This window comes from Polyangiaceae bacterium (genome assembly GCA_020633235.1).
Lineage (GTDB): Bacteria > Myxococcota_A > Polyangia > Polyangiales > Polyangiaceae > JACKEA01.
The window spans coordinates 1-25,000 of sequence record JACKEA010000010.1 but is presented as its reverse complement, the minus strand read 5'-3'; the positions used below and the strand labels follow the sequence as shown (position 1 = coordinate 25,000).

Below are 25,000 nucleotides of genomic sequence, written 5' to 3'. Positions count from 1 at the left end.
GGCGTGCTGTCCGTGTGGCAGATGATCCGGTGGCTACGCGGACGCGCCGACACCGAGACGCCCGTGGCAGCGCGCGCACGGGTGCTCCGCGTGCTCGCGCTGCTCGACGCGCTGCCCCACGAGTGCGTCGCGGTCGTTGGGCATGGCTACTGGATCACGTTGGCGGCGATGTCGCTGGGCAAGCTCACGCGCCCAAGGTGGGTCGGCAATTGCGCGTTCACTGCCGTCGACTCCGACGGTGCCGGGCGTTACCGCATCGTCGACCACGCGCGTCCGATCACCTGACGCTTCCGCGTCGAACCAACAAGAGAAGACTGATCCTGAGGAGAATGTCGGGGCGGCGCGATACCCGGATTGGTGCGGACTCACAGCGCGGATGGTGGCGGCGTGTTGGTGCGGATTCACAGAGTGGCTTTGCGGCGGCGCGTTGCCCGGATCGCTGCGGATTCACAGAGTGGCTTTGCGACGGCACGACACCCGATTGGTGCGGATTCACAGAGCGGCTCGTGGCCGCGCGTTGGTGCGGATTCACAGAGTGGGTTTGCGGCGGCGTGAGGTGGGCACCGAGACGACCTTGGAGCGTCCGACCGGGGCGGCGCGGTGTTCGCGCTTCACGGAGTTCGACCGAGGATGTCGGCGCGGAAGGCTCGACGCGATCTTGGCCCGCGGAGGGTGGTTGGCCCGGGTCGGCGGGGAGAACGCGATGGAAACTTGCGTCGACCGACGGCATGCTGCGCGCATGCGCTGGACGTGGATGATCGCCGTGTTGGCCCTCGCCGGCAGCTCGCGCGCCGACGAAGCGCCCAGCTGCGGTGCGCCGGGAAAGCCTCCCTGCCCGCTGCAGCAGTGGATGCGCGTGAACATGGCGGCGCCGATGGCCAAGGGCAAGAACGAGGAGCTGGCCGAAGCCTTCGACGCACTCGTGGCGATGAACCCGCGGCCGAAGGAGTGGCACAACTGGAACAAGTTCGCGAAAGACGGCGCTGCGGCCGCACGGGCAGGCAAGGAGCACACGGCGGAGTCGGCATGCGGCCACTGTCACCGCGTGTACCGCCGCGAGTACAACGCGCGCTATCGCGAGCGCGGCGTGGAGTAGCTCACGGCTCACGGCGGCTCACAGCGACGGCTCACGGCGGCGGCTCACAGCGACGGCTCACGGCTCACGGCGGCGGCTCACAGCGACGGCTCACGGCGGCGCCCGCGGCCCGCGCCTTACGCCTCACACTTGCGGCTGTGACGGCGGCTCACAGCTGGGGCAGCTCTTCCGCGTACCAGCGACCGAGCTGCTCGCGCACCAAGCCCACCTCCGCGCCGTTGGCGAGACGGGCGCGATAGCCGAGCTCACCGCGGTCCAGATCGGCATCGTGGTAGCGACCGAGGACCTCGACCACGCACCACGTGCCGCCGTACCAGATGGCGTGAGGCCTTCGCTCGTCACCCGGGGTCGGCCGCACCTCCACCCGCGTCCAGTGCTCGCCCTCCACATAGCGCGAAGCCAAGGGCAGGCCCGCTTCGGAGGAAGCCTCCCGCACGGCTTCCGACACCGCGCGATAGGAAACGGAGAAACAGTGCGGCAAGAGCTGGATCACGATGGCGTAGCCTTCTTCCATCGCCACCAGGGCAAAGCTCTTCTTGGATCCCCGCAGGATGATCTCGTCCGTATCCGACCAGATGGACACGGCGGAAACCTCTTTCAGGATCAGACGCAGCTCCGCCGCGGCGATGCGAATGTCGAACGGGTCTATGGTGCCCGCGTAGTCCACGGTCTCGCCTTCTGGATCGACCAGAGCGGCTCCGGGCGCGCCGACGCTATCGCACAGCCGGAGCAAGATGGCCCCGAAAGCGCTGGCCGCCTGGTCGCGGCCGGACAAGCTGCGCAGGCGAGCCCTCATTGGATCCGGACCTTGCCCGTCAGGCTCGCCGCCGCGCGGTCGATGGATACCGCCGGGCCATGGGAGAGGATGGCGGTTTCCGCAGCGCGCGCGCGATTCGCGATGACCTCGCCCTCCACCGCCTGGCGCCGTTCCTCGAGGGGGACGCGATGCTCGGGCAGGCGCTCTTCCAGATAGATCACGTGGTAGCCGTAGGACGTCTGCACCACGCCGCTCTGCTCCCCCACGTTCTGGATGGCGTTGGCAGCCCGCGCGAACGGCTCTTCGAAGCGTCCCTGCGGCTGGTCCGGCGGTGGAGGCTCCGGGGGCACCACGCGGCCGTCCTCGGTGACCGGCGGCAAGTGCTCGACCAGCACCGTGAGGCCGTTGGCCGGCACCGCGGTCGCGCGCTTCTCGAAGTCGGCGGCGCTCTCGGCTCCCACGGTGGCTTTGGCGATGCGCTCGGCCAGCTCTCGGGCGGCAGAGTCGTCGACCGGCTTCTTCACGCGCACCACCGCGTGGGTCACCTTCACGCTGGGCGGGCGGTCGAGGTCCCACCAGCGGCGCTCGGTGACCTGCTGGACCTCCGTGTCCGTAGGCGGCCCGGCGGCGCGAGCAGCGCGCTGAAGCTCCTCCAGCAACGCCCGCGCGGCCGCTCCGCGCTCGGCAGCCGCCACCGTCGCCGGAAAGCGATCGCGGGCTTCCGCCGCGAACAACGCATCCGCCACCATTCGGTCCAACGCCTGCTCTCGCGTGATGCGTTGAGCCGCCGCGACCTGGCCCACGCCCCGAGAAGAGATGTCGTCGCTACCGACGCGGGCCACGACACCCGGCGGCAGATCTTCCACGCTGGGGGGCGTTGCCGCCGACGGCTCGCTGCAACCCACCACCCAGACGAGCAAGAGCGCACGCCGCATCGCGATTCAGCGCGCTCCGGACTTGGGTCTCAGCATGTCCGTCGCCGCCCGCAGCACCAGCGCCCCCACCACCAGCCAGTACAGCGCCGCCAGGTCATGACGATCCCCGAGGGCGTACACCCCGGCCGCAAAGGCGCCCGCGCTGGCGAGTAGGAGGGCGATGGTGGCGACGTCGATGATCTTCATGGTCTCAACGGAGCAAGAGCCACACGAAACCCATCGCCAGTACCACCCCCAGCAGCATCAGGGCACCCGCCGCGGAGTTGATCCGCGCGGAAGCGGTAGGGACCGGCGCCCACTTGGCGCGCTCCACGGCGATCTTCGCACTGGCGCCCAGAAGCGCCAGGGAGCACAGCACCGCCACGGCATGGCCCAAGAGCGCGTGCTCCGGACGGGTCACGCGCCAAGCGAGAAACGGAGGCGCCAAGGCCCCCAGCAGACCGACGCCGAGCACCAAATAGGCGATCGGCGGCAGATGACCCCGCGCAGGCAAGGGAGGTCCCTTGATGGCGTGCGGGTCCTCTTCCGGAACCTGGCCGATGGAACGCACCGCACCCCAGCCCACGGCGAACAGCGCCCAGCCCGCGGCGCCCAAGGCCGCACGAATGGGCTCGACCTGATCGACGGCAATCTGGGGCGAAACCCAGAGCCAAGTCGCCACCGCCGTCGCCACGAAGCCGTAGATGCCCAGGGCGCGCCCGAGCCCTGGACGCGCCAAGGCGACCAAGGGTCCTGCGAGCAGGAAACACAAGGACAGCAGCGCGAGGCTGCGTGGCCCCCAACCCACCTCGCGACGGAACGCCGGCGTGGCCACGGTGCTGACCCACGCGTACATGCCGGGTAGGAGCATGTTGGTGCGGACCACCAAGTCCACGGCTCCGCGCTCGGCTGACACCATCGGCACCAGAGTACTCAGATCGAGCGGCGCCAGCGAGCCGCGATGACGCCGATCACGACCAGTGCGGCCAGCACCAGCCAAATCCGGAAATCCGTGGCGGGTGGGGGCGGCCACGCTGCCACCACCACGCGCGGCCCCGGAGCGCGGGCCTTCTCGTTCTCGGAGAGCAGGCTCATCACCTCCGCAGAGCTCTGGGCGGCGTCCCCCGCCCGCAGGAGCTTCACCCCCTGAGGCGGAGTGATCTGCACGTTCGTGATCTCGATGCCGGCGGGCCGGTAGTCGTCGGACAAGCGGAGGGCGCCGATCTCCGCAGCGTCTTCCCGCAACCGCAGGGTCCAGGCGAAGTGCAGGTCGCGGGACGCTCCCGGAACCCATCCCTGCGCCTCGACCTGCTCCACGTCACGATGGGTCAACGCCCGACAGCTGACCTGCTCCAGGGTGCGCCCGGTGCACACCGAGAGCTTCGCGAGCAGGGCGTCGGTGTGGGCGTCCAGCGCCGCGTTGCCCTCCGCGGCGCTCACGCCGAACTGGTCGTCCGTGTCGGCGCGCCCCCGCTCGGCATCTGCCAAACGCGCACCCAGGCCGATCCGATAGCGAATGCGGATCGGGTGCTCGTTCAGAGCGATGTCTATGGAGCGCTCGCCGGTGAGGCGCGGGTACTGAAGGTGCGCCGCGGCGGGCGCCGCCGAGAGCAGCACTCCGACGGCGACCCCCGACCAGCGCAGCGCCACTCAGCGCGCCAGACTCTCGACCAAGTGCAGGAACGTGAGCACGGGGTGCCCCGTACCGCCCTTGGGGTACGCGCCCCGCGCGCGATCCGCGAGCACGGGGCCGGCCACGTCGCAGTGCATCCACGACGGTGCGTCCACGAACTCCCGCAGGAACAAGGCCGCGGAAATGGAGCCACCCCAGCGGTCGCCCGTGTGCTTCAGATCCGCCACGTCACTCTTCAGCTGCTCGCGCAAATCCTCGAGCAAGGGCATGCGCCAGAACTGCTCGCCCGCCTCACCCGCGGAGGTGTCCATCCGCTTCGCGAGATCTTCGTCCGACGTGTAGAACGCGGAGCACGTCTTGCCGAGCGCCACCACGCACGCGCCGGTGAGCGTCGCTGCGTCCACGATCAGATCCGGGCCCAGCTTGCTGGCGTAGGCCAGGGCATCCGCCAGCACCAAGCGACCCTCCGCGTCCGTGTTGATGATCTCCACTGATTTGCCGGAGAGGGAGCCGAAGATGTCGCCCGGGCGATACGCAGCGCCGTCCGGCATGTTCTCGGCGGAGCCGATGATGCCGTGCACCTCCACGTTCGGCTTCACCGCCGCCACCGCGGCCATCAACCCGAGCACGGCGGCGGCGCCGCCCATGTCGCTCTTCATCTCCCCCATGCCGGGGGCCGGCTTGATGCACAGACCGCCGGAGTCGAAGGTGAGGCCCTTGCCCACGAAGACCAGCTTCTTCTTCGCCTTCTTGGGCGTGTAGGTCATGTGAATGAAGCGCGGCTCGTGGCTCGAGCCCTGCCCCACGGCGTAGTGGAGCAGCATGCCCTTCTGAAGGATCTGCTTCTTGTCGAAGACCTGGATCTTGAGCTTGCCCTTCTTGGCGACCTTGCGTGCGACCTGCGCCATGATCTCCGGGTACAGCTCGTTCGGAGGCTCGTTCACTGCATCGCGAGCGATGCAGACGGCGTGACCCACCTCCACTCCGAGAGCGACGGCCTTCTTCTCCGCTGCGCCGCGGCCCATGCCGACGAGCTTCACGTCCTTGAGGTCCGACTTGGGCGCACGCTCACCCGTGAAGTACTTGGTGAAGCGATAAGCCCCGAGCACCAGAGCTTCTCCGACCACCCGCAGATCTTTGGCCTCCTCCGGAAGCTCCACGGCGAGGCTCTTGGCGTTGGCCGCGTTGGCGAAGCGGGCCGCGCTGGCGACGAAGTTGCGAATCCCCGCTTCGTCCACGGACTTCTTGTCGCCGAGCCCGATGACCAAGATGCGCTTCGCCTTGATCTTGGAGAAGCTCACCAGATCGAGCACCTGCTCTGCCTTGCCCGCGAACTCCACGCGCCCAGCGTGGGCGAGCAGCTCGCCGCCGAGAGCCTTGTCGAGCTCGGTGAGCTGCTTCTGCTTGTTGAGCGCGCTGCCGTATGCGTACACGGCCAGCACATCCGTAGACTGGGCGGTGGAGTTACCCGTCGCGGGCTGAATGTTCATCGGTTGGCTCTCCTCTTGGTGCGGCGCCGGGATACTGCCATCCGACAATCCGCCGCATCAAGCACGGAAAGCCTCAACCCTTGTAGATGGCGATGATCTTCTTCAGCAGGTCCAGGCCCTCGGCGCGCGAGCGTTGGAACGCGTTGCGCCCGACGATGGATCCGAACGCGCCGCCATCGTTCAAGCCGCGGATCTCTTCGAGCACGTCGTCCGTGCCCTTGGCCGCGCCGCCGGAGAAGATCACGATGCGCTTGCCGTTGAAGGCGGCCTTCACGCAGTAGCGAACGCGATCCGCCAAGGTGGCAATCGGAATGTTCGCCTTCTCGATCGCCTTCTTGTTCTCGGCCTGTTCCACATGGGCCGTGGGGGGCTTGATCTTGATGATGTGGGCGCCGAGCTCCGCCGCGATGTGAGCCGCGTAGGCAGCGATGTCCACGCCCGTCTCGCCTTCCTTGCTGAGACCGTTGCCACGCGGATACGCCCACACCACCACCGCGAGACCCTTGGCCTTCGCTTCGTAGGTGAGCTCCCGCAGGTCTTCGTACATCTGATTGCGGAAGTCCGAGCCGGGGTAGATCGTGTACCCGATCGCGGCACAACCAAGACGCAACGCGTCGTCCACCGTGCCCGTCACCGCGGAGCAGGGCTCTACCTTGGCCAAGGTGTCGCTGTTGTTGAGCTTGAGGATGAGGGGGATCTCGCCCGCGAACTTGGAGGCGCCGGCTTCGATGAACCCAAGGGGAGCAGCGTACGCGTTGCAGCCGGCGTCGATGGCCAGCTGAAAGTGGTACTCAGGATCGTGAGCGTCCGGGTTCGGGGCGAAGGAACGCAGGGGGCCGTGCTCGAAACCCTGGTCCACCGGCAAGATCACCATCTTGCCAGTTCCCGCCAATGCGCCAGTGTTGAGCATCCGGGCGATCTGGGTCTTGGTGCCAGGGTTGTCGGAGGAGTACCAGGAGAGGATTTCCTTCACGCGGTCCGTGTGCGCCATGCTCGTTCCCCTTTTTTCTACGCGTCCAAAAATGACGGGTATCGCTTGAATGCGGGCCCGGAACGTAGATCCATATCTCGTGGCCCGCAACAGCGCGCCGCGAAGGAGCAAACGATGACCAACGCGTCCTGGCAGCCACCCGATTCCTCGCGCGCCGGCGCGACGTTGGAGACGTTCATCCTGGAGGGGATGTACAAGAGCCCGGCCGCGACGGGGACGTTCACGTCCCTTTTGAATCAGATCGCTTTGGCGGCAAAGCTCATCGCCGGGCGTGTGCGTCGCGCCGGCTTGGCCGACGTGCTCGGCTGGACCGGGGAGACGAACGTTCAGGGCGAGTACGTGCAGAAGCTCGACGTGATCGCCAACGACACCATGATTTCCGTCTTGCGCCGTCGCGGCCATTGCATGGGCCTGGCGAGCGAAGAGCTGGACGACCCGGTGCTGTTCCCGGACGCCACCGGCGGTTACCTGGTGACCACGGATCCTCTGGACGGCTCCAGCAACATCGACGTGGACGTGTCCATCGGCACCATCTTCGGCATCCTCCGCGTGGACAAGAGCGAGCTGCCGGTCGAAACCAAGACGTTCCTGAAGCCGGGACGCGACCTGGCCGCTGCGGGCTACGTCATCTACGGCTCGTCCACGGTGTTGGTCCTCACCACCGGTCAAGGCGTGCATGGCTTCACCTGGGATCCGAGCGCGGGCGAGTTCTTCCTCAGCCACGAGAACATCCGCTGCCCCAAGAAGGGCAACCTGTACTCCGTGAACGAAGGCAATTTCGAGCGCTGGTCCGAAGGCGTGAGGCGCTGGAACGCCCACCTCAAGAAGCTGGACAAGTCCGACGGCCGCCCCTACTCCCACCGCTACGTTGGCTCCCTGGTGGCCGACGCCCACCGCACCTTGCTCAAGGGCGGCATCTTCGCCTACCCCGCGGACCTCAAGAATCCGAACGGCAAGCTCCGGCTCCTGTACGAAGCCAATCCCTTCGCCTTCATCTTCGAGGCCGCCGGCGGCATGGCCTCCACCGGCAAGGGCCGGGTGCTGGACGTAGTGCCGGGCGAGCTACACCAGCGCGTGCCCCTGATCATCGGTTCCACCGAGGACGTGAAGACCTTCGAGCGATTCGTCTCCGAAGACTGATTTTTCCATGGGATGTCGGGGCGGCGCGGAACCGCTCGTGGTTCGCGGGCGAAAGGCGCGTTATGCTCGACCCATGCGGGCTTTGTTCGGAGTCTCGAGCGCTGGAGCGCTGCTCCTCTCCACCTCCTTGGCGGCCGCGCAGTACGGCTCGCCGCCCCCACCTGGCTACGGCCAACCGCCCCCACCTGGCTATCAGCAGCAGCCGCCACCGGGCTACGGACAGCCCTACGGACAACAGGGCTACGGCCAGCAGCAAGGCTACGGCCAGCAGCAGGGCTACGGCCAGCAGGGCTACGGTGCGCCGCCCCCGCCCCGAAAGCCGGACGACGGCGGCTTCGAGATCCCCGACTTTTCCGTGCGGGTGGATCCCTTCAACTGGCTGCTCCAGGGACGCCTCGGCTTCGAGCTCGAAGTGGAAGTGTGGGAGTTCATCAGCTTCGAGATGGTGCCGGTGTTCGTGGTCAACGACTCACCCCCGGCAATGAATCTGTTCCGCTCGCTACCGAGCGAGCTCACCCAGCACTCCAACGGCATCGGCAGCTTGGCGGGCACCTCCATTGGCGCCGGCTTCTGGCTCGAAGGAAAGCCCTTCGAGGGCCACGTGCTGCGCGTGATCCTCACCAACTACGGCTACGAGTACCGTACGGAGGACGACGCCGGTCGCATCGACACCGTGGATCACACGGAGCGACAGCTGTACGGCTTCTTCGGCTCCCACGCGAAGTGGGGCCCGTTCACCATCGCCGGCGGCATCGGCCTGGGCGTGGAGCTGAACAAGCAAGAGCGCTGCTACCCCTCCACCGCGACCAGCTCGAACGACGCCACCACCTCCGGCTGCGATGGCGAGCAGCTCATCTCCTTGACCCGCACCTACGGCGGAACCGGCGCTAGCTACGCGGACATCAACGGCCCCCTGCACCCCGTCTACATCATGGGACGCTTCTCGTTGGGCTTCGTGTTCTGATGAGCAAATCCGGCAAGCTCAGCAAGACACAGCGACAGTTCCCGGAAGAGGCGACCATCGTCGGACCACCGCCGGACGTGGAGCCCACGCTGGTGGGCGCACCGCTGGGCTGGGCGCCCGAGCCGGAACAACCCACGGCCGTGCAGGTGGAAGCGCCCATCCCGCCGCCGGCCGCCGTGGAGGCGCCTTCCGAGCCCGTGGCGGAGCCGCGCCCCGCCGTCGAGGTCGAGGTCCGCACCGTGAAGAACCCGGCGACCCTCGCGCGCCGGCAGCTCCCCACCTACGAGCTGTGGACCAAGAACCGCGTCTACAACCTGGACGCCACCATGTCGTGCATCGAGGTCATCGACCTGGCCTCAGGGCGCACGGACAAGAAGCACACGCTGCTCGGCGCGCAGCTGGTGGGCGGCCAGATGCGCACCCCCGACGGCAACGAGCTTTCCTACCCGTTGCCCACGCCGGGCAGCGATGCCGTGTTCCAGAAGCTCGACAACAAGGGCCGCGTGCGCCTGGTGATGACCAGCAAGGTGACGCGGGTGATCCTCCACGTGCAGCTCGTCCGCGTGATCGCCGACGAGAGTGAGATGACCTGGGACCACATCGCCAGCACGCGCCACGGCGCGTGGCCCGAGCCCGGTCACCAGTAGTTTTCGCTCGAGACGTGACCCGGGCGGCGCTGCCGGTGACGCCGCATGCCGCGGTGCTCGAGCAGCTTGGTCATGTCGGCAATCATCTCCGGGTTGCCGCACAGCATGACGTGACTCCGCTCCGTGTGGAGCTCGAGCCCCGCCGCCTTTTCCAGCTCGCCGCTCTCGAGGCTGCTGGTGACGCGACCGTGCACGACGTCCGTGGCGTTCGGCTCACGGCTGACCACCGGCACGCAGGTGAGCCGCGCGTCGTGCGCGCGAGAGCGCTCTTCCAGCTCCTCGCGATACGAGAGGTGCTCCGCGGTGCGCACTCCGTGCACCAGCACGATGCGCTCGAAGCGCTGCCACGGCTCGTTGGTGCGCAGCATGGCGATGAAGGGCCCGAGGCCGGTACCCGTCGCAACCATCCACAGCTCCGGCACGTCCGGCACGTAGTTCAGCGTGAAGAAGCCTTGCGGCTTCCGCTCCACGGCGACCTCGTCCCCGAGCTCGAGGTCGAACAGCCGCGGCGTGAAGCTGCCGGTGGACACACGCGTGAGATAGAACTCCGGGGGCGATCCGGGAGCCGACGCCAGGGAGTAGGCCCGGCGCACGAGCTCGCCGTCGATGCGGAGCCCGAGGTTCAGCCATTGCCCCGCGCGAAAAGGATCGATGTCCGCATCGATGCGCAGGGTCATGAGCCCCTCCGCCCAATCGTGTCGTTCACTGACGAGCCCGTCCACCCATGCGCTCATGGCTCAAGGCATAGTGCATCGGCCCGGAGCCTGAAAGGGCGGGGGCTTCGATCCATGACGGGTGTTTTTTGTTGGCTCGGCGCGGTCACGGATCGGTGAAGACGACCAATAGCGTCTCGGTCACGCCGCCCTTGGCGCGATCGAGCACGACGTAATAGCGACCGGCACTGACGGTCGTGGCAAGGACGCGCTGGGCCGACGCGACGCAGGCGTTTGGACGCGGTTCGTCGCGGAGCAGATGAATGTCGACCTCGCCGCCGCCGCGATCGAAGCCGAAGATCCGCAGCGCGGTGCGCCGCGGGAGCTCGAGCCGGTAGGCGATTTCCGGGCCGGGCGCGGGGCGCGCCGTGCTGCAGCCGTAGCCGTCCAGGGTGCCCGCGCCGCGGAGGATCCGGGAATCGATGAAGGGCGACCCCGGGATGACGAACGGATCCGCGGGTGCGCCCGTTCCGGACAGGGGCGGTGCGACGGGATCTGGCGCAGGGGCGCCGGACAGGACGGCGCTCACGCGGGACAGGGCCTCGATCGCGAGCCGATTGCGGAGATTGTAGCCGTGACGGAGGCCGTCGGGCGTCAGGGCGCAGGCATCGCGACCGCGGTGGCCGTGGAAGGTCGTGGGGTGGATGCCGTCCTTGCCCAGACCCTTGCCGGGCAGCTTCTCGATCTCGCGGAAGTAGTCGACGAGGGGCACCTGCCGCGCCTGCGCCACGCCTCGAATGACCGCATTGTAGAGCGGCACCTGCTCCGCGGCCTTCACCCGATCCGTGCGCGGCATGATGGTGAACAGCACCGGCACCACGCCGCGGTCGATCAGGTGATCCACGATGTTCCAGTAGTGATCGGCAAAGTGGTGGAGCGCGCCGATCTCGATGTCGTTGGTGCCATATTGCACGAGCGCAATGCTCGGCGAGAGGGCCGAAAGCTCCCTATCGACGGGCGACGGGCTGCCGCTGAGCGCTTGCCACGCACTCCAGCCGATCTTCGCCGCTTCGCTCTCGCGCCGATACGGATCCGTCCCGGCAGCGTTTCCCTTTCGGAAGCGCTCGATGGTGGGCAAGAGGCCGGCGTAGCTGCCGAGCTCCAGCTCCTTGTGGGCGAAGCAGCGGAGGTTGTCGTCGCTGAAGGTGACGGAGTCGCCGATCTTGGCGAACACGTCGCGCTGCGCCTTCGGGTTCTTGGCGGCAATGCCACGCAGCCGCGCCGCGAGGTCCGGCGTGATCGGCGAGTGGGTGCGATCGAAGGGGTAGCGGACGGGCGCCTCTGTCGCCTTGGCTGCCTGCGGTGGCGCTGCGGAGGCGACCGGCGCTCTGGGTCGCACACCGGAGGGCGCCGCCGCGGGGGACGGCGAAAGCGGCGCCGCCGAGGGCGGCGCGGGGGCAGCGTCACTGGTCTTGCACGCGGGCAGGCTCAGCGCGAACGCTGCGATGACGAGCAGTCGGGGCAACGGAGCGGGAGGATAGCGCGCGGGACGCGCAGGGGACGAATCGCGGGCTTCCGCGGCGGACCAACAGAAGAGCACACGGCTTCACTGGCTCGAGACGGCGGGGTCGGCACCAGCGAGGCGTCGTGGTCACAAAGCGCGAAAGCGCCGCCCCGACCTGCGGGACGACGCTTCCGTGCTGGTGAAGAGACGATCAGAGACCGAAGGTGCCCTTCACGCCAAGGGTCAGCCACTGGTGCATGCCCTTGTCCTTGATGGAGCTGTCGAAGCCGGGGGGCTCCGGATCCGCCGACTGGCTGGAGAACTGGCCGAGGGAAAAGCTGAGGAATGGACCCACACCGAACGAGTCCGCCACCTTGAAGTCCGCGCCCGCTTGGATGTTCGCGAACTCGAGACCGGACAGACCGCTCTTGGCGTCGCCAGCCTTGGTGTTCAGCATTTCGTAGCCAATGCCGAGGCCGAACCAGGGGTCGAGGGACTCGGCGGGGGACAGGTGGTACTGACCCTGAATGCCGAAGCGGATGTCGCTGGCAGAGCAGTCCACGTTCAGAGCATCACAAGCGTCCTTGCGGTCCGAGGACAGCATCACGAGACCGTACTGGCCGTAGAGGCCGACCATGATGTTCGGCGTGACCATGTAGCCGAGGTCGAGCCAGATCGGGATCATGCCGCTGACGCCGTCGCTCAGCTTCCCGTCCTTCACCGCATCGCCCATCGGGATGCCGTAACCGACGCGCAGACCGATCTTGATCTTGCCGCCGGCATCCGGAGCGCCGTCCATGGAGGCAGCTGCTTCGCCGGAAGCGCTGGCTTCGCCGCCCGAGTCGCCGCCGGAATCGGCGGGAGTGGCCGTGTCTCCACCGCCAGCGCCTTCTTCGGCTCCTGCAGTGTCTCCGCCGTCCGTGGCGGCAGCGTCCCCACCCTCTTCGTCCTGTGCGAAAGCGGTGGTCGCCATGGCGGCGATGGCAATGCCCAAGGCAAGTGACGTAATGCGACGAATCATTTTCAACTTCCTCCTGTAATTGTCCCCAGTGCGCTCTGTACCGCTGGAGTCGAGCAAAACCGTCAGAATGCGCGCGCGCTGGTGACTACCGCGAATCTTCCCCGCTACTGTTTCGAACGGCCCAATTTCAGGGTGCTCGGTCTCCAAGCAATTCAAGGTGGGTGACGGCTTCGCCACCCAGCCCGCCTATACGTCAACTTGGACGGAAACCCCCCTTTCCTATTCTGCCGCTGCCGAATTGTTCCATCCCCGCCTCCCGTCTGGAGCGGTCGTAACAGTTTGGTTTCCAACGTGTTTCTGGAATTTCTCGAGGGCCTGAGGGGAATCAGGCGGTGGTCTCCGAGAAGGAACGTGAGCCCTGAGGATTACGTAGAATTCGGGCCCTGGGAGGTTCTACCAGGGGCAGTAGCGACATGCCGAACCTGCCGGCACGGGAGTTTTGAGTTATCCCTGCCCCCGTGACGGAGCTGTTCGCCCATCCCTACGCCGCGTTCCTGCAGCGCGTCGCCAAGCCCAATCGCTACACCGGCGCCGAGCACGGCGTGCGACGGAAGGACTGGAGCGGCGTCGACGCCCGCGTGTGTCTGGCGTTTCCCGAGATCTACGACATCGGGATGAGCCACCTCGGCTTTCGTATCCTGTACAAGCTCCTGAACGACGATCCGCGCACGCTGGCAGAGCGCTGCTACGCACCCTGGATCGACATGCAAGACGAGCTCATTGCCCACGGCAAGCTGCTCGTTTCGCTCGAAAGCGCGCGACCACTGTGTGACTTCGACGTGGTCGGCTTCAGCCTGCAGTACGAGCTGACGTACACCAACATCCTCGGCATGCTGCAGCTGGGCGGCATTCCGCTCCGCTCGGCGAACCGCAGCGACGACGATCCACTGGTGATCGCCGGCGGCCCGGTCGCGACTCATCCCGAGCCCCTGACGCCCTTCGTGGACGCGATCTTGATCGGCGACGGCGAGGAAGCCGCGTCGGAGATCGCTCTCAGCTGGATGGACGGCAAGCGCGCGGGGCTCGGCCGCGAGGAGCGCTTGCGCCGACTTTCCCAAATCCGTGGTGTGTACGTCCCCTCGCTGTATGACACCGCCATCGACGCGGACACCGGCATCGGCGTCGTCTCGGCGGCGCGGGACGGGGCGCCGCTGCCCGTCGAGCGGCGATTGGTGGACGACATCAATCGCTTTCCGTTCCCGGACGACGGCCCCGTGGGCGGCCCCGAGGCGATCTTCGATCGCATGAGCATCGAGGTGGCCCGCGGCTGCACCGAGGGCTGCCGTTTCTGCCAGGCCGGCATGATCTACCGGCCCGTGCGCGAGCGGGATCCGCAGACGGTGGTGAGCACCGTGCTCTCCGCCCTGGAGAAGAGCGGCCAGGACGAGGTCAGCCTCACCGCGCTATCCACCGCGGACGTCTCCTGCATCTCGCCGTTGATCAAGACGTTGGTGGAGAAGACCGCGCCCGAGCGGGTGAGCCTGGGCGTGGCGTCGCTGCGCGCCTACGGCCTGGGGGAAGATCTCCTCGACGACATGCGCAAGGTCCGCGCCAGCGGGCTCACGTTCGCTCCGGAAGCCGGAACGCAACGTATGCGCGATGTGATCAACAAGAATGTAACGGAAGAACAGCTGCTGGAGACCGCGGAACGGGTGTTCGCGCGGGGCTTCGACAAGATGAAGCTGTACTTCATCTGCGGTCTGCCCACGGAGACGGACGAGGACGTCCTCGGCATCGTGGAGGTCGGCAAGAATGCGCTGGCGGTGGGCAAGCGCGTCGGCAAGCGACCGAAGGTCACCGTGAGCGTCAGCGTGCACGTGCCCAAGCCCCACACGCCGTTTCAGTGGTGCGCGATGGACGACTCGGACACCATCCGCCACAAGCAGGGGCTCCTTGCGGACGCTGCGCGGGGCGTGAAGGGGCTCACGCTGCGCATGCATCATTCGCCCTCCAGCGTGCTGGAAGGGATCTTGGCGCGGGGAGATCGCCGCCTGGGAGACGTGATCGAGCGCGCGTTCTTGCGCGGCGCGCGCTTCGACACCTGGGAAGACCAGCTGCGGATGGATTTGTGGGACGAGGCCTTCGAGCACTTCGGCATCGAGACGTCCCGCTATCTCGCGACGTTGCCCGTTACCGCGCGCTTGCCCTGGGATCACCTGAGCGTCGGCCTGGAAGAAGGCTTTTTGGCCCGCGAATACCGCCGCGCCCTGCACAACCGGCTGAGCCCGCCCTGCGGCAAGGCCAAGGGCATGTTCATCCACCACGACAACGTGCAGCAGGCCGAGTCCGATCACCGGAAGCTCATCTGCTACGACTGCGGCGTTGCCTGCGATCTGACGCAGATGCGTGAGGAGCGGCTGGTGCAGCTGCGCAGCATGGCGGCTTTCGAGCCACCGGAGCCTGCGCGGGCGCCCGTGCGGCGCGCCCGGCCGGAAGACTACCGGCCGGAGCGCAGCGGCGGCCCGCCGGTGCGGGTGCGCCTGCGCTTCGCGAAGACCGGACCCGCGGCCTTGCTCGGCCATCTGGATCTGATCCGAGAGCTGCCGCGGGTGATCCGTCGCGCCGGCGTGCGCACCGCGTACACCCAGGGCTACCACCCGAAGCCGGACATGAGCTTCGGTCCGGCGCTGTCCCTCGGCGTCGCCAGCCTGGACGAGTACCTCGACTGCAAGCTCATCGACCCGCCGCCCGCCGACGAGCTCGCCGCGCGGCTGGACGAGGCCGCCGTGGGCGGCCTCGCGTTCTTGGGCGCGGCCCACCTGGGGCCGCAGGATCCCGGCATCTCGCGCATCCTCACGGGGGCGCGCTACGTCATCGCGCTGCCGCGCGACACCCGAGACGTGAAGGCGCGCATCGCCGAGTTCCTCGCCCGGGAAGAAGCCACGGTGCGCCGCACCGTGAAGGGCATCGGCAAGAACGTGAACGTGCGTCACTACGTGCAAACCCTGAGCATCGGTGGGCAGGGCGCGCTCGACCGCGCCGGCGTGGTGGGCGACGTGATCCCGCTGAGCGTCACGGTGCAGATGGATCAGAGCGGGGCCGCCAAGGTCACGGAGATCGTCGCGGCCATCTTTGGAGAGGAGCTACCCCACGTGGCCGTACGCGCGGCAATGCTTGCGGGCAGCACCACACCGCTGGAGCTCGCGGCACACCGGAAGTCGTCACCGCCGATGCCGCTCGAAGAACGCCCAGATGACCTCGTTGGCGCTCATCTCGCGACCGGCGGGACCGACACCGGGCAGCACCAGACGATCCCGCGCGGGTAGGTACTGCCAACCGCCGGGCCACGCGTGCCCGGAGCTCTCGTCGAGCAGCAGCTGGATTTCACCCGCTGGCGGGCAATCCGGTCGTGTGCGAATTACGCGCGTGGCGTTGCCGGGAGTCGGGTCCCACACGTCTCGTTGCAGCGGCGGCTTGCATCCGTTGCGCGCCAGCCAACCTGGAAACCGGCGCTTGGACGTGATCTCCGTTGGCGCGCAGAGGTCGCTACCGAACAGTCCTTCGCACACGCTCAGATAGCGTCCGCCGAGAACGCGGCTCTCGCCACCCTCGAAGGGATACACGGGGTCTACCGCACCGTGGATGTGCAGGATGGGCACGGGCCGCTTGGGCTTGCACTTGCCCGTGAGCTCGAACATGTCGCTCCCCGCCACCGGCGCGATGGCGGCAATCTCTTCCGACATCTCACACGCGAGCCGATAGCTCATCAGTGCACCGTTGGAGATGCCCGTGGAGTAGATGCGCGAGCCGTCCGCGAAGTAGTGCTCCTTCAGCTCCTTCAGCAGCGCGCGAAAGTAAGATAGCTCGTCCACCTTCACGTCACAAACGCCCCGACCCGTGCACACGTAGCCATCCACGGCCGGGGCGATCTTCCACGCGCGCGCCCCCTTCACCGGGTTGTGCTTCGACAGCGCGCCGCTCGGGTACACCACGATGAAGCCCTCGCGATCCGCCAGCGCGTCGAGGCAACCCGGTGCTCCGGCGTCCGGCGGGTGGTGCTTCTTGCCGAGCCCGGTATAGGGGAACGGGCAGGTGCTCTCGGCGGCGTGCTCGCTCCGGCCGCCACCGCCGTGCAGCATCATCACGACAGGCAGGCGCTTGTCGCAGTCGTAGGCCGGCGGCAAGTGCATCAGCACGGGGCGGTCGGAGAATCCCGCCAATTTCACCGTCAGCTCGGGCCCCTTGTTGCAGGCCGACGTCGAAGTCGCGATGGCCGCGGGCTTCTCTGGCCGCTCGTGTCGGCGACAGCCACCCAGCATGAGAGCCAGCGCCAGCAGCACGAGATGACGCATCCTCGAATCGTAGCAGTATGCTCCTCCCGTGACCTATCGCGATTCCTCCGCCCCCGATCGCTCCCTGCTCGTGATCGGGCTCAATGGCCGCGTCATCGGCATCGACCGCAACACCGGCGCGCGTCGCTTCGAGCATGACATCGGTGGTCGCAGCGAGGTGGAGCTCGCGATTCTGGACAATCGCATCTTCGCCACCACCGGGAGGTCGCTGTACTGCTTCGAGTACCCCACTGGAAAGCTGCTCGGCACCGCCGCCATCCCGGGTTCCTACACTGGTCGCCCCACCATGCTGATCGACGGGCGGCATTTGATCCTGGCCACGCGCGGGGAGGTGGCCTGCTTCGACGATCAGGGCCACTTGTTGTGGTTCGATCCGCTGCCCGGCCGCGGCGTGGGCAGCGTTGCCCTCGGCTTCCCGAACAACGTGCGCCAAGCCGACGACATCGGCAGCGAGTAGCCATGTTCTTCCTGTTCGGCACGACGGAGCGGCAGCTCGAGCGCGGCGTGGTGGCCGATCGCTGCCCCGAGTGTCGCGCGTTTCGCTGGCTCACCGTCACCGAGCACCGCAGCGTGTGGCACGCGTACTTCATCCCCCTCGGACGCGGACGTCGCGTCGCCACCAGCGTGCAGTGCCGCCGCTGCGGAACGCGCTTCCAGGTGGACGACGCCGACTACGCGGAGATCCTCCCGACGACCGCTCGCGACGAGCTCTCCCTCGACGCCGCCCTCGCGCTCACGCGCCCCGACATCGCCGAACGCTTGGCCGCCATCGACGCTCTCGCGAAGCTCCCCACGGACCCCGCCTATCGCCTGGCCGACGACGAAACCGGCCGTACGCATTTGAAAGGCGCCGTGGCCACGCTGCGCGAGCTGGAAGCCGCCGGCGTCGACAGCAGCGACTGGGTCACACGCTTTTCGCGCTGGCCACGCCTCGAGCCCTCCGAGCGCGACATCCTGCTCGCCGAGCTCCGGGGCTTCGCCCGCGCTAGCCAAATCTGATGTTTGTCGGGGCGGCGCGAGCCGCCGCGGAACCCTTGAAGGAAGGGAACCTCGCGCCCGCGCCAGCCCGCTCCGACGTTCGTGCACGCATACTCGCAGCCGTTGGTGACCGAACGACTCCCGTGCAAGACGCCCGGTTGCGCGGGCACGATTCTCCCAGCTACCGCGGAGCGCACGGGCGGATACTGCATGCCCTGCGTCAACGCCAAGGGGCGGCAAGAGCGGCTGCGCTACGAGGAGCAGAACCGTGTAGAGGTAGATCGCTTTCGCGGGGTCGTGGACCCAGTGGAGCACATCCTCCTTTTGCACGACGAGCCAACGTACGACCCGCTCAGAGTCCAGAAACCGTCACCGAGGTCCGCGTCAGAGCTGTACGGGGCTCTCGACGAAGTGGCGAGACAGCGTCTGCTGAGCAGCGTGCGGAGCACTCCCGAAAGACTGCGCATCGTCGCCCAGCATCTGGCTCATTTCTCCAGCTTGCCCCTTGGGTCGGTCCAGAGCGCCATGCTCCAAGCGGGCCTGGTCTACCCGGGCTACGTGTTTCGTGAAGCTCCCGACGGCGTCGTGCGGGCGTTGATGGATCGGCTACACGATGGAGACAACCTGACCCGCAATCACGTCCTCGTGGCGCTGGCCTGGAGCCGCAACACGCTCGCCATCCAAGCGTTTCGCATGTGGGCCGAGCACCCGCCGAGCTGGTCCAAACAGCTGCACGTGCCTGTGAGCGATTTCACCCTCGAAGCAGGATGGGAGTTGTCGCGGGGAGAGCCTCGATGTCTTTTCTCGCAGCGGTGCGAAGCGCTCGTTCTGGACGAGACGGGCGAGGTCGCGGTTTGCGCGCCGCAATCAGGCCGTGACTGCCCCCATTGCGGGTCCGCGCCGGTAGTGCTGTTGCCCGAAATCGTCACTTGCCCGTACTGCGTCAACACCGCGGTCGTCTTCGCCCACGCCGCCTTCGACCGAGACGGGTGGGTGGCCAAGGGATCACAGAAGGTTATCAAGCCGGAGGAGGCAGAGCTTCCTCAGCGCCGCGCCCGTCGAGGCCCGAGGCGTTCTGCCTACGCTGCCGTCGATTGGTGCTTCGCGTCCGCTCTATCGCAGCTGGGTGGCCACCCATCGTGGATCAACGACGCAGCGTATCCACTCTGCCCGGTCTGCTCGTCCCGGATGCCGTTCGTCGCGCAGCTCGCGCTCGAAGATCTCGAAGACCACGGGGAGGGGATCCTGTACGCGTTTCGTTGCGATGCCTGCGGCATCGTGGCCACGTCGTACGATCAATCGTGAGCAGCGGGCGTGCCCATGGCGGCGGAGATGTTTTGCGGGCTCTGCGGTTGGCTTGGCCGCGAGGTTCCGCGGCGGACCGACAAGAAGAGGCCTCCTCACGCGTTCGTGGCTGAGGGATCGTCAGCCTTGGTGCGCTTGTCGCCACGTTTCGGCCATCGTGAAAGCGGCGGCGCAGCAGATTGTCGAGCTCCGCAATTGAGCCCGGTGCTTCTTTGGCGAACAACGCAGACAGGGTTCAGAGGTCGTCGCCGCTCAGGTGCGTGACCTTCGCCAGCGAATGGAATGCGCGCAGCGCCGGCGTGCTCACCGAAGAAAATCGCCACCCGATGTCGAATTTGGTAGACAAGATTTCGGGCGCACCGTGCCTCGTCACTACCGCTCGCACCACGATGGGTGCCTGGACGCACGTCCGTACGCGCTGAGCGCGTTTCGGTTTAACCCCAGTGCTCACCTGAGTCGGACCTCTCTCACAAGCGGCGGCCCAGCGACGATTCTTCCCACCGGGCAGCTTGTCGGTCCGGCGCGGAATCAGCCCGCGCGCGCATCCCGCCTATCGCGGAACGAGCAGCGCCAGGGCACGCCGAAGCAGCTCTTGTAACGAGAGAGTGCGGGCTTCTCGGGCGAGCTTTTCCGTTGCCTTCTTGGCTTCGCCCTTCTTGAAGCCTTGAGTCGTCAACGCCAAGAGGAGCTTGTCTTGCTTCTCCCGCGCCTCGGTGTCCTCGGCGTCGGTAGTGTCCCCGGTGTCCTCGGTGTCTGAACGCCTTCGCTGACGAAGGCGAATCTTCTCTTCAACGTACTCGCGGCCGAAGGTCTTCTTGGCCGCATTCAAATTGTGGCTCCTGCAGTACACCCGACCATTGGAGGCGCCATCGCTACCACCGATGCCGGTGGCTTCGATGTGGTCGTACTCCAGAAACCCCCTTGCCGTGCAGCGCACGCCGGACTCCGACACGAAGCAGCACTGGGCACCGTCGCGCTCGTACACCTCGCGCCGGGCCGCACGGCCGGGCTCGCCCGGCTTCGTTCCGCGGGAGCGGCGCGGCTTGTCCGTAACGCCCCAGCGCTTCTTCTCCAGCTCGCGAATCAGCGCGTCGAGCGCCCGTTCGATCACGACCTCCAGCTCCCGGCTCACGTGGCTCATCAGATTCTGGGCGTGCTCGAGCTTCGCTTTCAGGCTCTCTCCGGCACTGAAATGCACCTCGAAGCGCCCTTCCGAAAGCGGTTCCACGCCGGGCGCTGGACCCCTTCCGCCAGTGCGCAGCGGCTTCACCTGGTCCGGGACGTCCGGCTTCGGGAACCAGCGCGCGAGCACGACGCGAATCCCGGCGCCCGTCTTGCCGGCGACTTCTTCCAGCAGCGCCGCGTGGTTCTCCTCCGTGAGCCGCGGAGCCAACAGAGAAAGCCCGGAAAGGTGCAGATCTCCGCTTGCGAGCAGCGAAAGCACCACCGGAAACGAGAGCGCCGCCCGCGCCCCGGCGATGCTCCGATACGCCGTGCCCTCGCTCATCCCCAGGCCACGCACGCAGAAGTCGTACATGGAGGAGTAGCCGTGGTCGTACACGAGCTCACGTCGGTCGATTTCGGCGAGGTGCGCGACCAAGTGCGCGGTGGCTTTGCGCCGCCCGGCGTTGGCGACGACCGCGCTGGACCAGAGATCGCGATTGGAGAGGTCTTGAAATGCGGAGAGCGCAGTGCGCTCGGTGGCAGACAGTTCTACGGAAATGGCTTTGGACGATGACATGGCAAACCCCCGTGGTTTCCTCCGGCATACCATGGGAAATTTCGCCTTCTTCAGCGCCCCCTCGAGGCGCTTTCGAGCCCGCGGGCACTTCGAAGAGCGATTTGCTTTCGAACGCGCGCCCAGTGGGCGCACGTGTGCTGCGCAGGCACTGTGCGAACGAGAGCGACGAAATGAGAGCGCGGAGCGTCCGAAATCTCGTCAACTGAAATCGCCTTCGCGGTGTCGAATTCTGTCGTCCGCTTCGCACTCGTCTCGGATCGCCATCGCTGCAGAAATTCCAGCCGCTTGGTCCGCCCTCGAACGACGCGCGGCAACGGCGGCGCCCCCGTCCGCCGCTCTCGCCGGAGTGGCATTGGAGGTGGTCAACCCAGGTGGACAGTGGGTCTAGTTTCGATTTCCAAAGCATCCAGCGCTCTGAACGCGCACCAGCAAGGCGCTGAAAGAGCCAGGATTTCGCGTGGTATGTCGCTGGGAACCCAAGGGGGACTCATGTCGAACCAGAACCACGAACGTCACGAATCCAATGGGCCGCAAGAGCTCGATGCGCTCTCGAACGACGCGCTCTGGCAGAGTACGCTATCCGCGAACGCCACGCGTCGCCGCGCGGTTGCGCGGCTTCTGGTGCATCTCGCGCTCATCGAGGAGCGGCGGCTGCACCTGGTGCGCGGCTACTCCTCGCTCTACGATCTGTGCGTGCGCTGCCTCGTGATGAGTGAGGGCCAGGCGCATCGCAGCGTTTCCGGCGCGCACGCGGCGAAGAGCTTTCCCCTCGCGCTGGAGATGATCGCGGACGGCCGCTTGCATCTCACCGGTCTTTCGCTGATCGCCAAGCGCCTCACTGCCGAGAACCACGCTCAGCTGCTCCAAGAAGTGGCCGGCAAGACCAAAGGCGACATCTTGATCGTGCTCGCGCGCTGGTTTCCAAAGCCGGATGTCCCACGGCGCGCGCGTTCCTTCAGTACGACCACGTCGACCCGCGCGGCAAGGGTGGCGGCGGCGAAGCGCGCAACGGTCGCCTGCTGTGTGCCGCACATAACGATCTCCACGCACGACAAACCTACGGCAGCGAGCTCATCGACGAGAAGATCCGGCGCGCCCGATCACAGGCGAACCAAGCAGACGCGGCTCAAAACGCGAAGGACAAGTGCGACAAGCTCTGCCAGGCGCTCGTGACCATGGGCTTCAAGAAGGCACAGTGCTGCAAGGTGGTCGCGGCACTCGAAACAGAGGCCAAACGCTTGCCCTTGGACCAGCTGATCCGTGAAGCGCTCCGCAGGCTCACGCCGGGCTGACTCGTTAGCATTCGCCAGCGAATGTCATTCGTAGTTCCGCACAGGGGGAACGCTTCGGCCCTTTGCCGCGCCGGACCAGAAAGACCATGACCCAGTCGAGTGGCACGTCCCTCTGCGCGCTCCGTCATCGCACTCAGGCACCCACGAATGTGTGAGGAGAGCCCAGAAGATCTAGAGCAAGGCGCCGCTGAGCACGACGTGGGCGGTCGTGAAGTAGATGACGAGACCCGAGACGTCCACCAGCGTGGCCACGAAGGGGGCGGAAGCGCTGGCGGGGTCGGCGCCCAGGCGGCGGATCACGAAGGGCAGCATGGATCCGGAGAGGGTGCCCCACATCACGACGCCCACCAGGCTGATGGACACGGTGATGCCGACGCCGACCCAGTGCGGGCCGTAGCTCGAGAACATGGATTGCCACACGGCGATGCGGATGAAGCCGAGCACCGCCAGGATGAGGCCGAGGGCCAGCCCGGCGCCCAGCTCGCGGCGCATGATGCGCCACCAGTCGCGGAGCTTCACTTCGCCCAGCGCCATGGCGCGAATGACGAGGGTGGCCGCCTGGGAGCCCGAGTTACCACCGCTGGAGATGATGAGCGGAACGAACAGCGCGAGCACGACGGCCCGGGCGATTTCGTCCTCGTAGCGGGACATGGCGCTGGCCGTGAGCATCTCGCCGATGAACAACGCCGAGAGCCAGCCTGCGCGCTTCTGCACCATGCTGGAAAAGCGCGTCTGCAGGTACGGCGACTCCAACGCTTCCATACCGCCGAACTTCTGGACGTCTTCCGTGGCCTCTTCTTGGACGACGTCCACGATGTCGTCGATGGTGACGATGCCTTGCATGCGGCCCTCGTCGTCCACCACCGGGATGGCGATGAAGCCGTGGCGCGCGAACAGCCGCGACAGGTGCTCTTGGTCCATCTCCGCGTGCACGCTGACGACGTCGTCGTCCATGATCTCGCGCACCGTCTTGCCGGGCGCCGCCGCGAACAGCTCACGGAAGGAGACGACGCCCAGGAGCTTCTGCGCGGGGTCGAGCACGTAGGCGTAGTACAGCGTCTCGAGCTTCTCGCTCGCTTGGCGGCGCAGGTAGCGGATGGCCTCGTCCACCGTCATGTCCGGCCGCACGCGCGCAAAGCGCGTGCTCATCAGGCCACCGGCGTCGTCTTCGGCGTAGGCCATCAGCGCCTGCACCTCGCGGCGCGTCTGCTCGTCCAAGAGCGAGAGCAGCTCCGCGCGTTCTTCCGGTTCCACCTCTTGGAGCACGTCCGCCGCGTCGTCCGGCGCCAAGAGGCGCATCCAGATGCGACGCTGCCCGCGCGGGAGACCCGTGATGATCTGCGCCTGGCCCAGGGGCATCAGCGTGAGGAAGAAATCGTCCGCCTCCTCCGCCGGCAGCATGCGGAAGCCGTCCACGCGCTCCTCCGTGGCCAGGGCGGGCCAGGCGTCGCGCAGCTCGTCCTCGGAGAGTGCCGTTCCGTCTTCGCTGTCGATCACGGGTTCTGCGGACATCGAGCGACTCCGATTCGCGGCACGCTATCCCGCGGCCGGCGGGGCACGCAATGCCTCGCGCTTGACAGCTCGTCGTTTCGTCGAAAGGTTCCCGGTCGACCTTGTTCCTGTACTACGCCGCCAGCGCCTTCACTATCTGGATGATCATCGACGCGATCCGACGGCGCGCCGAGTACTACTGGTATTTGATCATCCTGTTCGTCCCGTTCGGGAGCCTCATCTACTTCGCGCTGGTGAAGGTGAAGGACTGGGATCTCGGTCGCCGTCTGCCGGGAGCTGGCACGAAGGACGTCAGCCGCCTTCACCGCAAGCTGCAGGAAACGCCGAGCGTAGCCAACAAGCTCGAGCTGGCAGACGCGTTGGAGGGCGCCGAGCGCTTCCAGGAAGCCGAGCCGCTGTTCCGCGAGGTGCTCGAGCAAGATCCCGGAAACCTCCAATCTCTCCACGGCCTGGCGCGTTGTGCGATGAGCGATGGTCGTTTCGACGAAGCGGTGGAGTATCTCGAGAAGCTCCTGGGTGAGGACAACGCTTACCGCGACTACGGCGCCGCCCTCGACTACGCCGAAGCGCTATGGCGAAACGGGCAGCGTGACGACACCGTCGAGGTGCTGGAAGGCCTGGTCGCCATCAGCACCCGGGTGAACCATCACGTCGCCCTCGCCCACTACCTCCAAGAAGACGGCCGCACCGCTCGCGCCCGGGAGGTGCTGGAGCGCGGCCTCGCGAACTGGGAAACCTCGCCGGACTTCGTGCAGCGCCGCGACGAGAAGTGGGCGCGCCGCGCGCGCAAGATGCTGGCGCAGCTTTGATTTCTGATTGTCGGGGCGGCGCGATACCCGTCTATCCGCACCGCCACCAGCCGTTGGACCACTTGCACGATCCGCTGCAACACTGGGCGTCCGAGCTGCAGCCGTCGTTGTTGTTCTTGCACACGACACACTTGCCCCAGACGGCGCAGTACGCGCCGCTGCAGCACGACCCCGGATCGAAGCCGTTGCAGCCGCTGTCGATGCACTGAGCACCACCGCTGCCGCCGGAGCCGCCCGTGCCGCCGGAGCCGCCCGTGCCGC

The 25,000-nt window shown here is 67.0% G+C and carries 26 protein-coding genes (1 of these 26 cut by a window edge); 12 read left to right on the top strand and 14 right to left on the bottom strand.

Going from position 1 to position 25,000, the window contains the following annotated elements; all coding sequences use genetic code 11:
• Both H6717_39650 and H6717_39645 read left to right on the top strand, forming a co-directional pair.
• Window positions 1-285: the end of a histidine phosphatase family protein gene (locus H6717_39650; GenBank protein ID MCB9583221.1), read on the top strand. 330 nt of this gene lie to the left of the window's left edge; the window shows 285 of its 615 coding nt (coding positions 331-615); its start codon lies beyond the left edge, outside the window; it ends in the stop codon at window positions 283-285.
• Window positions 286-739: 454 nt separating this feature from the next.
• Window positions 740-1,096 carry a hypothetical protein gene (locus tag H6717_39645; protein MCB9583220.1) on the top strand — a complete coding sequence of 119 codons (357 nt, stop codon included), beginning with the start codon at window positions 740-742 and terminating at the stop codon, window positions 1,094-1,096.
• Between the two features lie 148 nt (window positions 1,097-1,244).
• Here H6717_39645 and H6717_39640 read toward each other — a convergent pair whose 3' ends face one another.
• From H6717_39640 to H6717_39610, 7 genes are all read right to left on the bottom strand, one after another.
• A complete protein-coding gene (locus tag H6717_39640) occupies window positions 1,245-1,892 on the bottom strand; it encodes a hypothetical protein (GenBank protein ID MCB9583219.1) in 648 nt (215 codons plus the stop codon).
• The gene (locus H6717_39635; protein ID MCB9583218.1) at window positions 1,889-2,788 is read right to left on the bottom strand and encodes a peptidyl-prolyl cis-trans isomerase; all 900 of its coding nucleotides are present in this window, start codon (window positions 2,786-2,788) and stop codon (window positions 1,889-1,891) included. The genes H6717_39640 and H6717_39635 overlap by 4 nt, the downstream gene beginning before the upstream one ends.
• A 6-nt stretch (window positions 2,789-2,794) precedes the next feature.
• A complete protein-coding gene (locus H6717_39630; GenBank protein MCB9583217.1) occupies window positions 2,795-2,974 on the bottom strand; it encodes a hypothetical protein in 180 nt (59 codons plus the stop codon).
• A 4-nt stretch (window positions 2,975-2,978) separates the two neighbouring features.
• Window positions 2,979-3,692: a hypothetical protein gene (locus H6717_39625; protein ID MCB9583216.1), complete on the bottom strand. Its 714-nt coding sequence runs from the start codon at window positions 3,690-3,692 to the stop codon at window positions 2,979-2,981.
• Between the two features lie 8 nt (window positions 3,693-3,700).
• The gene (locus tag H6717_39620) at window positions 3,701-4,417 is read right to left on the bottom strand and encodes a hypothetical protein (protein MCB9583215.1); all 717 of its coding nucleotides are present in this window, start codon (window positions 4,415-4,417) and stop codon (window positions 3,701-3,703) included.
• Entirely contained in the window at window positions 4,418-5,890 is a 1,473-nt protein-coding gene (locus H6717_39615; protein MCB9583214.1) for a leucyl aminopeptidase, read from the bottom strand.
• 73 nt (window positions 5,891-5,963) lie between these two features.
• On the bottom strand, window positions 5,964-6,881 hold the full coding sequence (locus H6717_39610; GenBank protein ID MCB9583213.1) for a class I fructose-bisphosphate aldolase: 918 nt from the start codon (window positions 6,879-6,881) through the stop codon (window positions 5,964-5,966).
• A 114-nt stretch (window positions 6,882-6,995) separates the two neighbouring features.
• Here H6717_39610 and fbp point away from each other — a divergent pair, with 114 nt between their 5' ends.
• The 3 genes from fbp to H6717_39595 all read left to right on the top strand — a co-directional run bounded on the left by fbp (window position 6,996) and on the right by H6717_39595 (window position 9,632).
• Window positions 6,996-8,021, top strand: a complete 1,026-nt coding sequence (gene fbp, locus H6717_39605; GenBank protein MCB9583212.1) for a class 1 fructose-bisphosphatase — start codon at window positions 6,996-6,998, stop codon at window positions 8,019-8,021.
• Between the two features lie 73 nt (window positions 8,022-8,094).
• Window positions 8,095-8,985 (top strand): hypothetical protein, encoded by an 891-nt coding sequence (locus H6717_39600; protein ID MCB9583211.1) that lies wholly within the window; start codon window positions 8,095-8,097, stop codon window positions 8,983-8,985.
• Window positions 8,985-9,632 (top strand): hypothetical protein, encoded by a 648-nt coding sequence (locus H6717_39595; protein ID MCB9583210.1) that lies wholly within the window; start codon window positions 8,985-8,987, stop codon window positions 9,630-9,632. The genes H6717_39600 and H6717_39595 overlap by 1 nt, the downstream gene beginning before the upstream one ends.
• On the opposite strand, the gene H6717_39590 is transcribed toward H6717_39595, so the two are convergent.
• From H6717_39590 to H6717_39580, 3 genes are all read right to left on the bottom strand, one after another.
• The gene (locus H6717_39590) at window positions 9,623-10,366 is read right to left on the bottom strand and encodes a ferredoxin--NADP reductase (GenBank protein ID MCB9583209.1); all 744 of its coding nucleotides are present in this window, start codon (window positions 10,364-10,366) and stop codon (window positions 9,623-9,625) included. The genes H6717_39595 and H6717_39590 overlap by 10 nt on opposite strands.
• 85 nt (window positions 10,367-10,451) lie before the next feature.
• Window positions 10,452-11,810, bottom strand: a complete 1,359-nt coding sequence (locus H6717_39585) for an SGNH/GDSL hydrolase family protein (GenBank protein ID MCB9583208.1) — start codon at window positions 11,808-11,810, stop codon at window positions 10,452-10,454.
• A 190-nt stretch (window positions 11,811-12,000) separates the two neighbouring features.
• Window positions 12,001-12,810, bottom strand: a complete 810-nt coding sequence (locus tag H6717_39580) for a hypothetical protein (GenBank protein ID MCB9583207.1) — start codon at window positions 12,808-12,810, stop codon at window positions 12,001-12,003.
• A 458-nt stretch (window positions 12,811-13,268) separates the two neighbouring features.
• Between H6717_39580 and H6717_39575 the strand changes: the two genes are divergently transcribed.
• Window positions 13,269-16,076: a TIGR03960 family B12-binding radical SAM protein gene (locus H6717_39575; GenBank protein ID MCB9583206.1), complete on the top strand. Its 2,808-nt coding sequence runs from the start codon at window positions 13,269-13,271 to the stop codon at window positions 16,074-16,076.
• On the opposite strand, the gene H6717_39570 is transcribed toward H6717_39575, so the two are convergent.
• Complete coding sequence (locus H6717_39570; protein MCB9583205.1) at window positions 15,972-17,102, bottom strand: hypothetical protein; 1,131 nt, start codon at window positions 17,100-17,102, stop codon at window positions 15,972-15,974. The genes H6717_39575 and H6717_39570 overlap by 105 nt on opposite strands.
• A 28-nt stretch (window positions 17,103-17,130) precedes the next feature.
• On the opposite strand from H6717_39570, the gene H6717_39565 reads away from it, so the two are divergent.
• The 3 genes from H6717_39565 to H6717_39555 all read left to right on the top strand — a co-directional run bounded on the left by H6717_39565 (window position 17,131) and on the right by H6717_39555 (window position 19,385).
• Window positions 17,131-17,559 carry a PQQ-binding-like beta-propeller repeat protein gene (locus H6717_39565; protein ID MCB9583204.1) on the top strand — a complete coding sequence of 143 codons (429 nt, stop codon included), beginning with the start codon at window positions 17,131-17,133 and terminating at the stop codon, window positions 17,557-17,559.
• Between the two features lie 2 nt (window positions 17,560-17,561).
• A complete protein-coding gene (locus tag H6717_39560) occupies window positions 17,562-18,101 on the top strand; it encodes a hypothetical protein (GenBank protein MCB9583203.1) in 540 nt (179 codons plus the stop codon).
• A 105-nt stretch (window positions 18,102-18,206) separates the two neighbouring features.
• Window positions 18,207-19,385, top strand: a complete 1,179-nt coding sequence (locus H6717_39555; protein MCB9583202.1) for a hypothetical protein — start codon at window positions 18,207-18,209, stop codon at window positions 19,383-19,385.
• 550 nt (window positions 19,386-19,935) lie between these two features.
• Here H6717_39555 and H6717_39550 read toward each other — a convergent pair.
• Window positions 19,936-21,126: a hypothetical protein gene (locus tag H6717_39550; protein MCB9583201.1), complete on the bottom strand. Its 1,191-nt coding sequence runs from the start codon at window positions 21,124-21,126 to the stop codon at window positions 19,936-19,938.
• Between the two features lie 378 nt (window positions 21,127-21,504).
• On the opposite strand from H6717_39550, the gene H6717_39545 reads away from it, so the two are divergent.
• A complete protein-coding gene (locus tag H6717_39545; GenBank protein MCB9583200.1) occupies window positions 21,505-22,299 on the top strand; it encodes a hypothetical protein in 795 nt (264 codons plus the stop codon).
• Window positions 22,300-22,301: 2 nt separating this feature from the next.
• Window positions 22,302-22,418, top strand: coding sequence for a hypothetical protein (locus H6717_39540; GenBank protein MCB9583199.1), 117 nt, complete (start codon window positions 22,302-22,304; stop codon window positions 22,416-22,418).
• Window positions 22,419-22,589: 171 nt separating this feature from the next.
• Here H6717_39540 and mgtE read toward each other — a convergent pair whose 3' ends face one another.
• Complete coding sequence (gene mgtE / locus H6717_39535) at window positions 22,590-23,930, bottom strand: magnesium transporter (GenBank protein ID MCB9583198.1); 1,341 nt, start codon at window positions 23,928-23,930, stop codon at window positions 22,590-22,592.
• Window positions 23,931-24,031: 101 nt separating this feature from the next.
• On the opposite strand from mgtE, the gene H6717_39530 reads away from it, so the two are divergent.
• On the top strand, window positions 24,032-24,739 hold the full coding sequence (locus tag H6717_39530; protein ID MCB9583197.1) for a tetratricopeptide repeat protein: 708 nt from the start codon (window positions 24,032-24,034) through the stop codon (window positions 24,737-24,739).
• A 31-nt stretch (window positions 24,740-24,770) separates the two neighbouring features.
• Here the strand turns inward: H6717_39530 and H6717_39525 are convergent.
• Window positions 24,771-25,000, bottom strand: a 230-nt coding sequence (locus tag H6717_39525) for a hypothetical protein (GenBank protein ID MCB9583196.1), incomplete at its 5' end; no start/stop codon positions are given.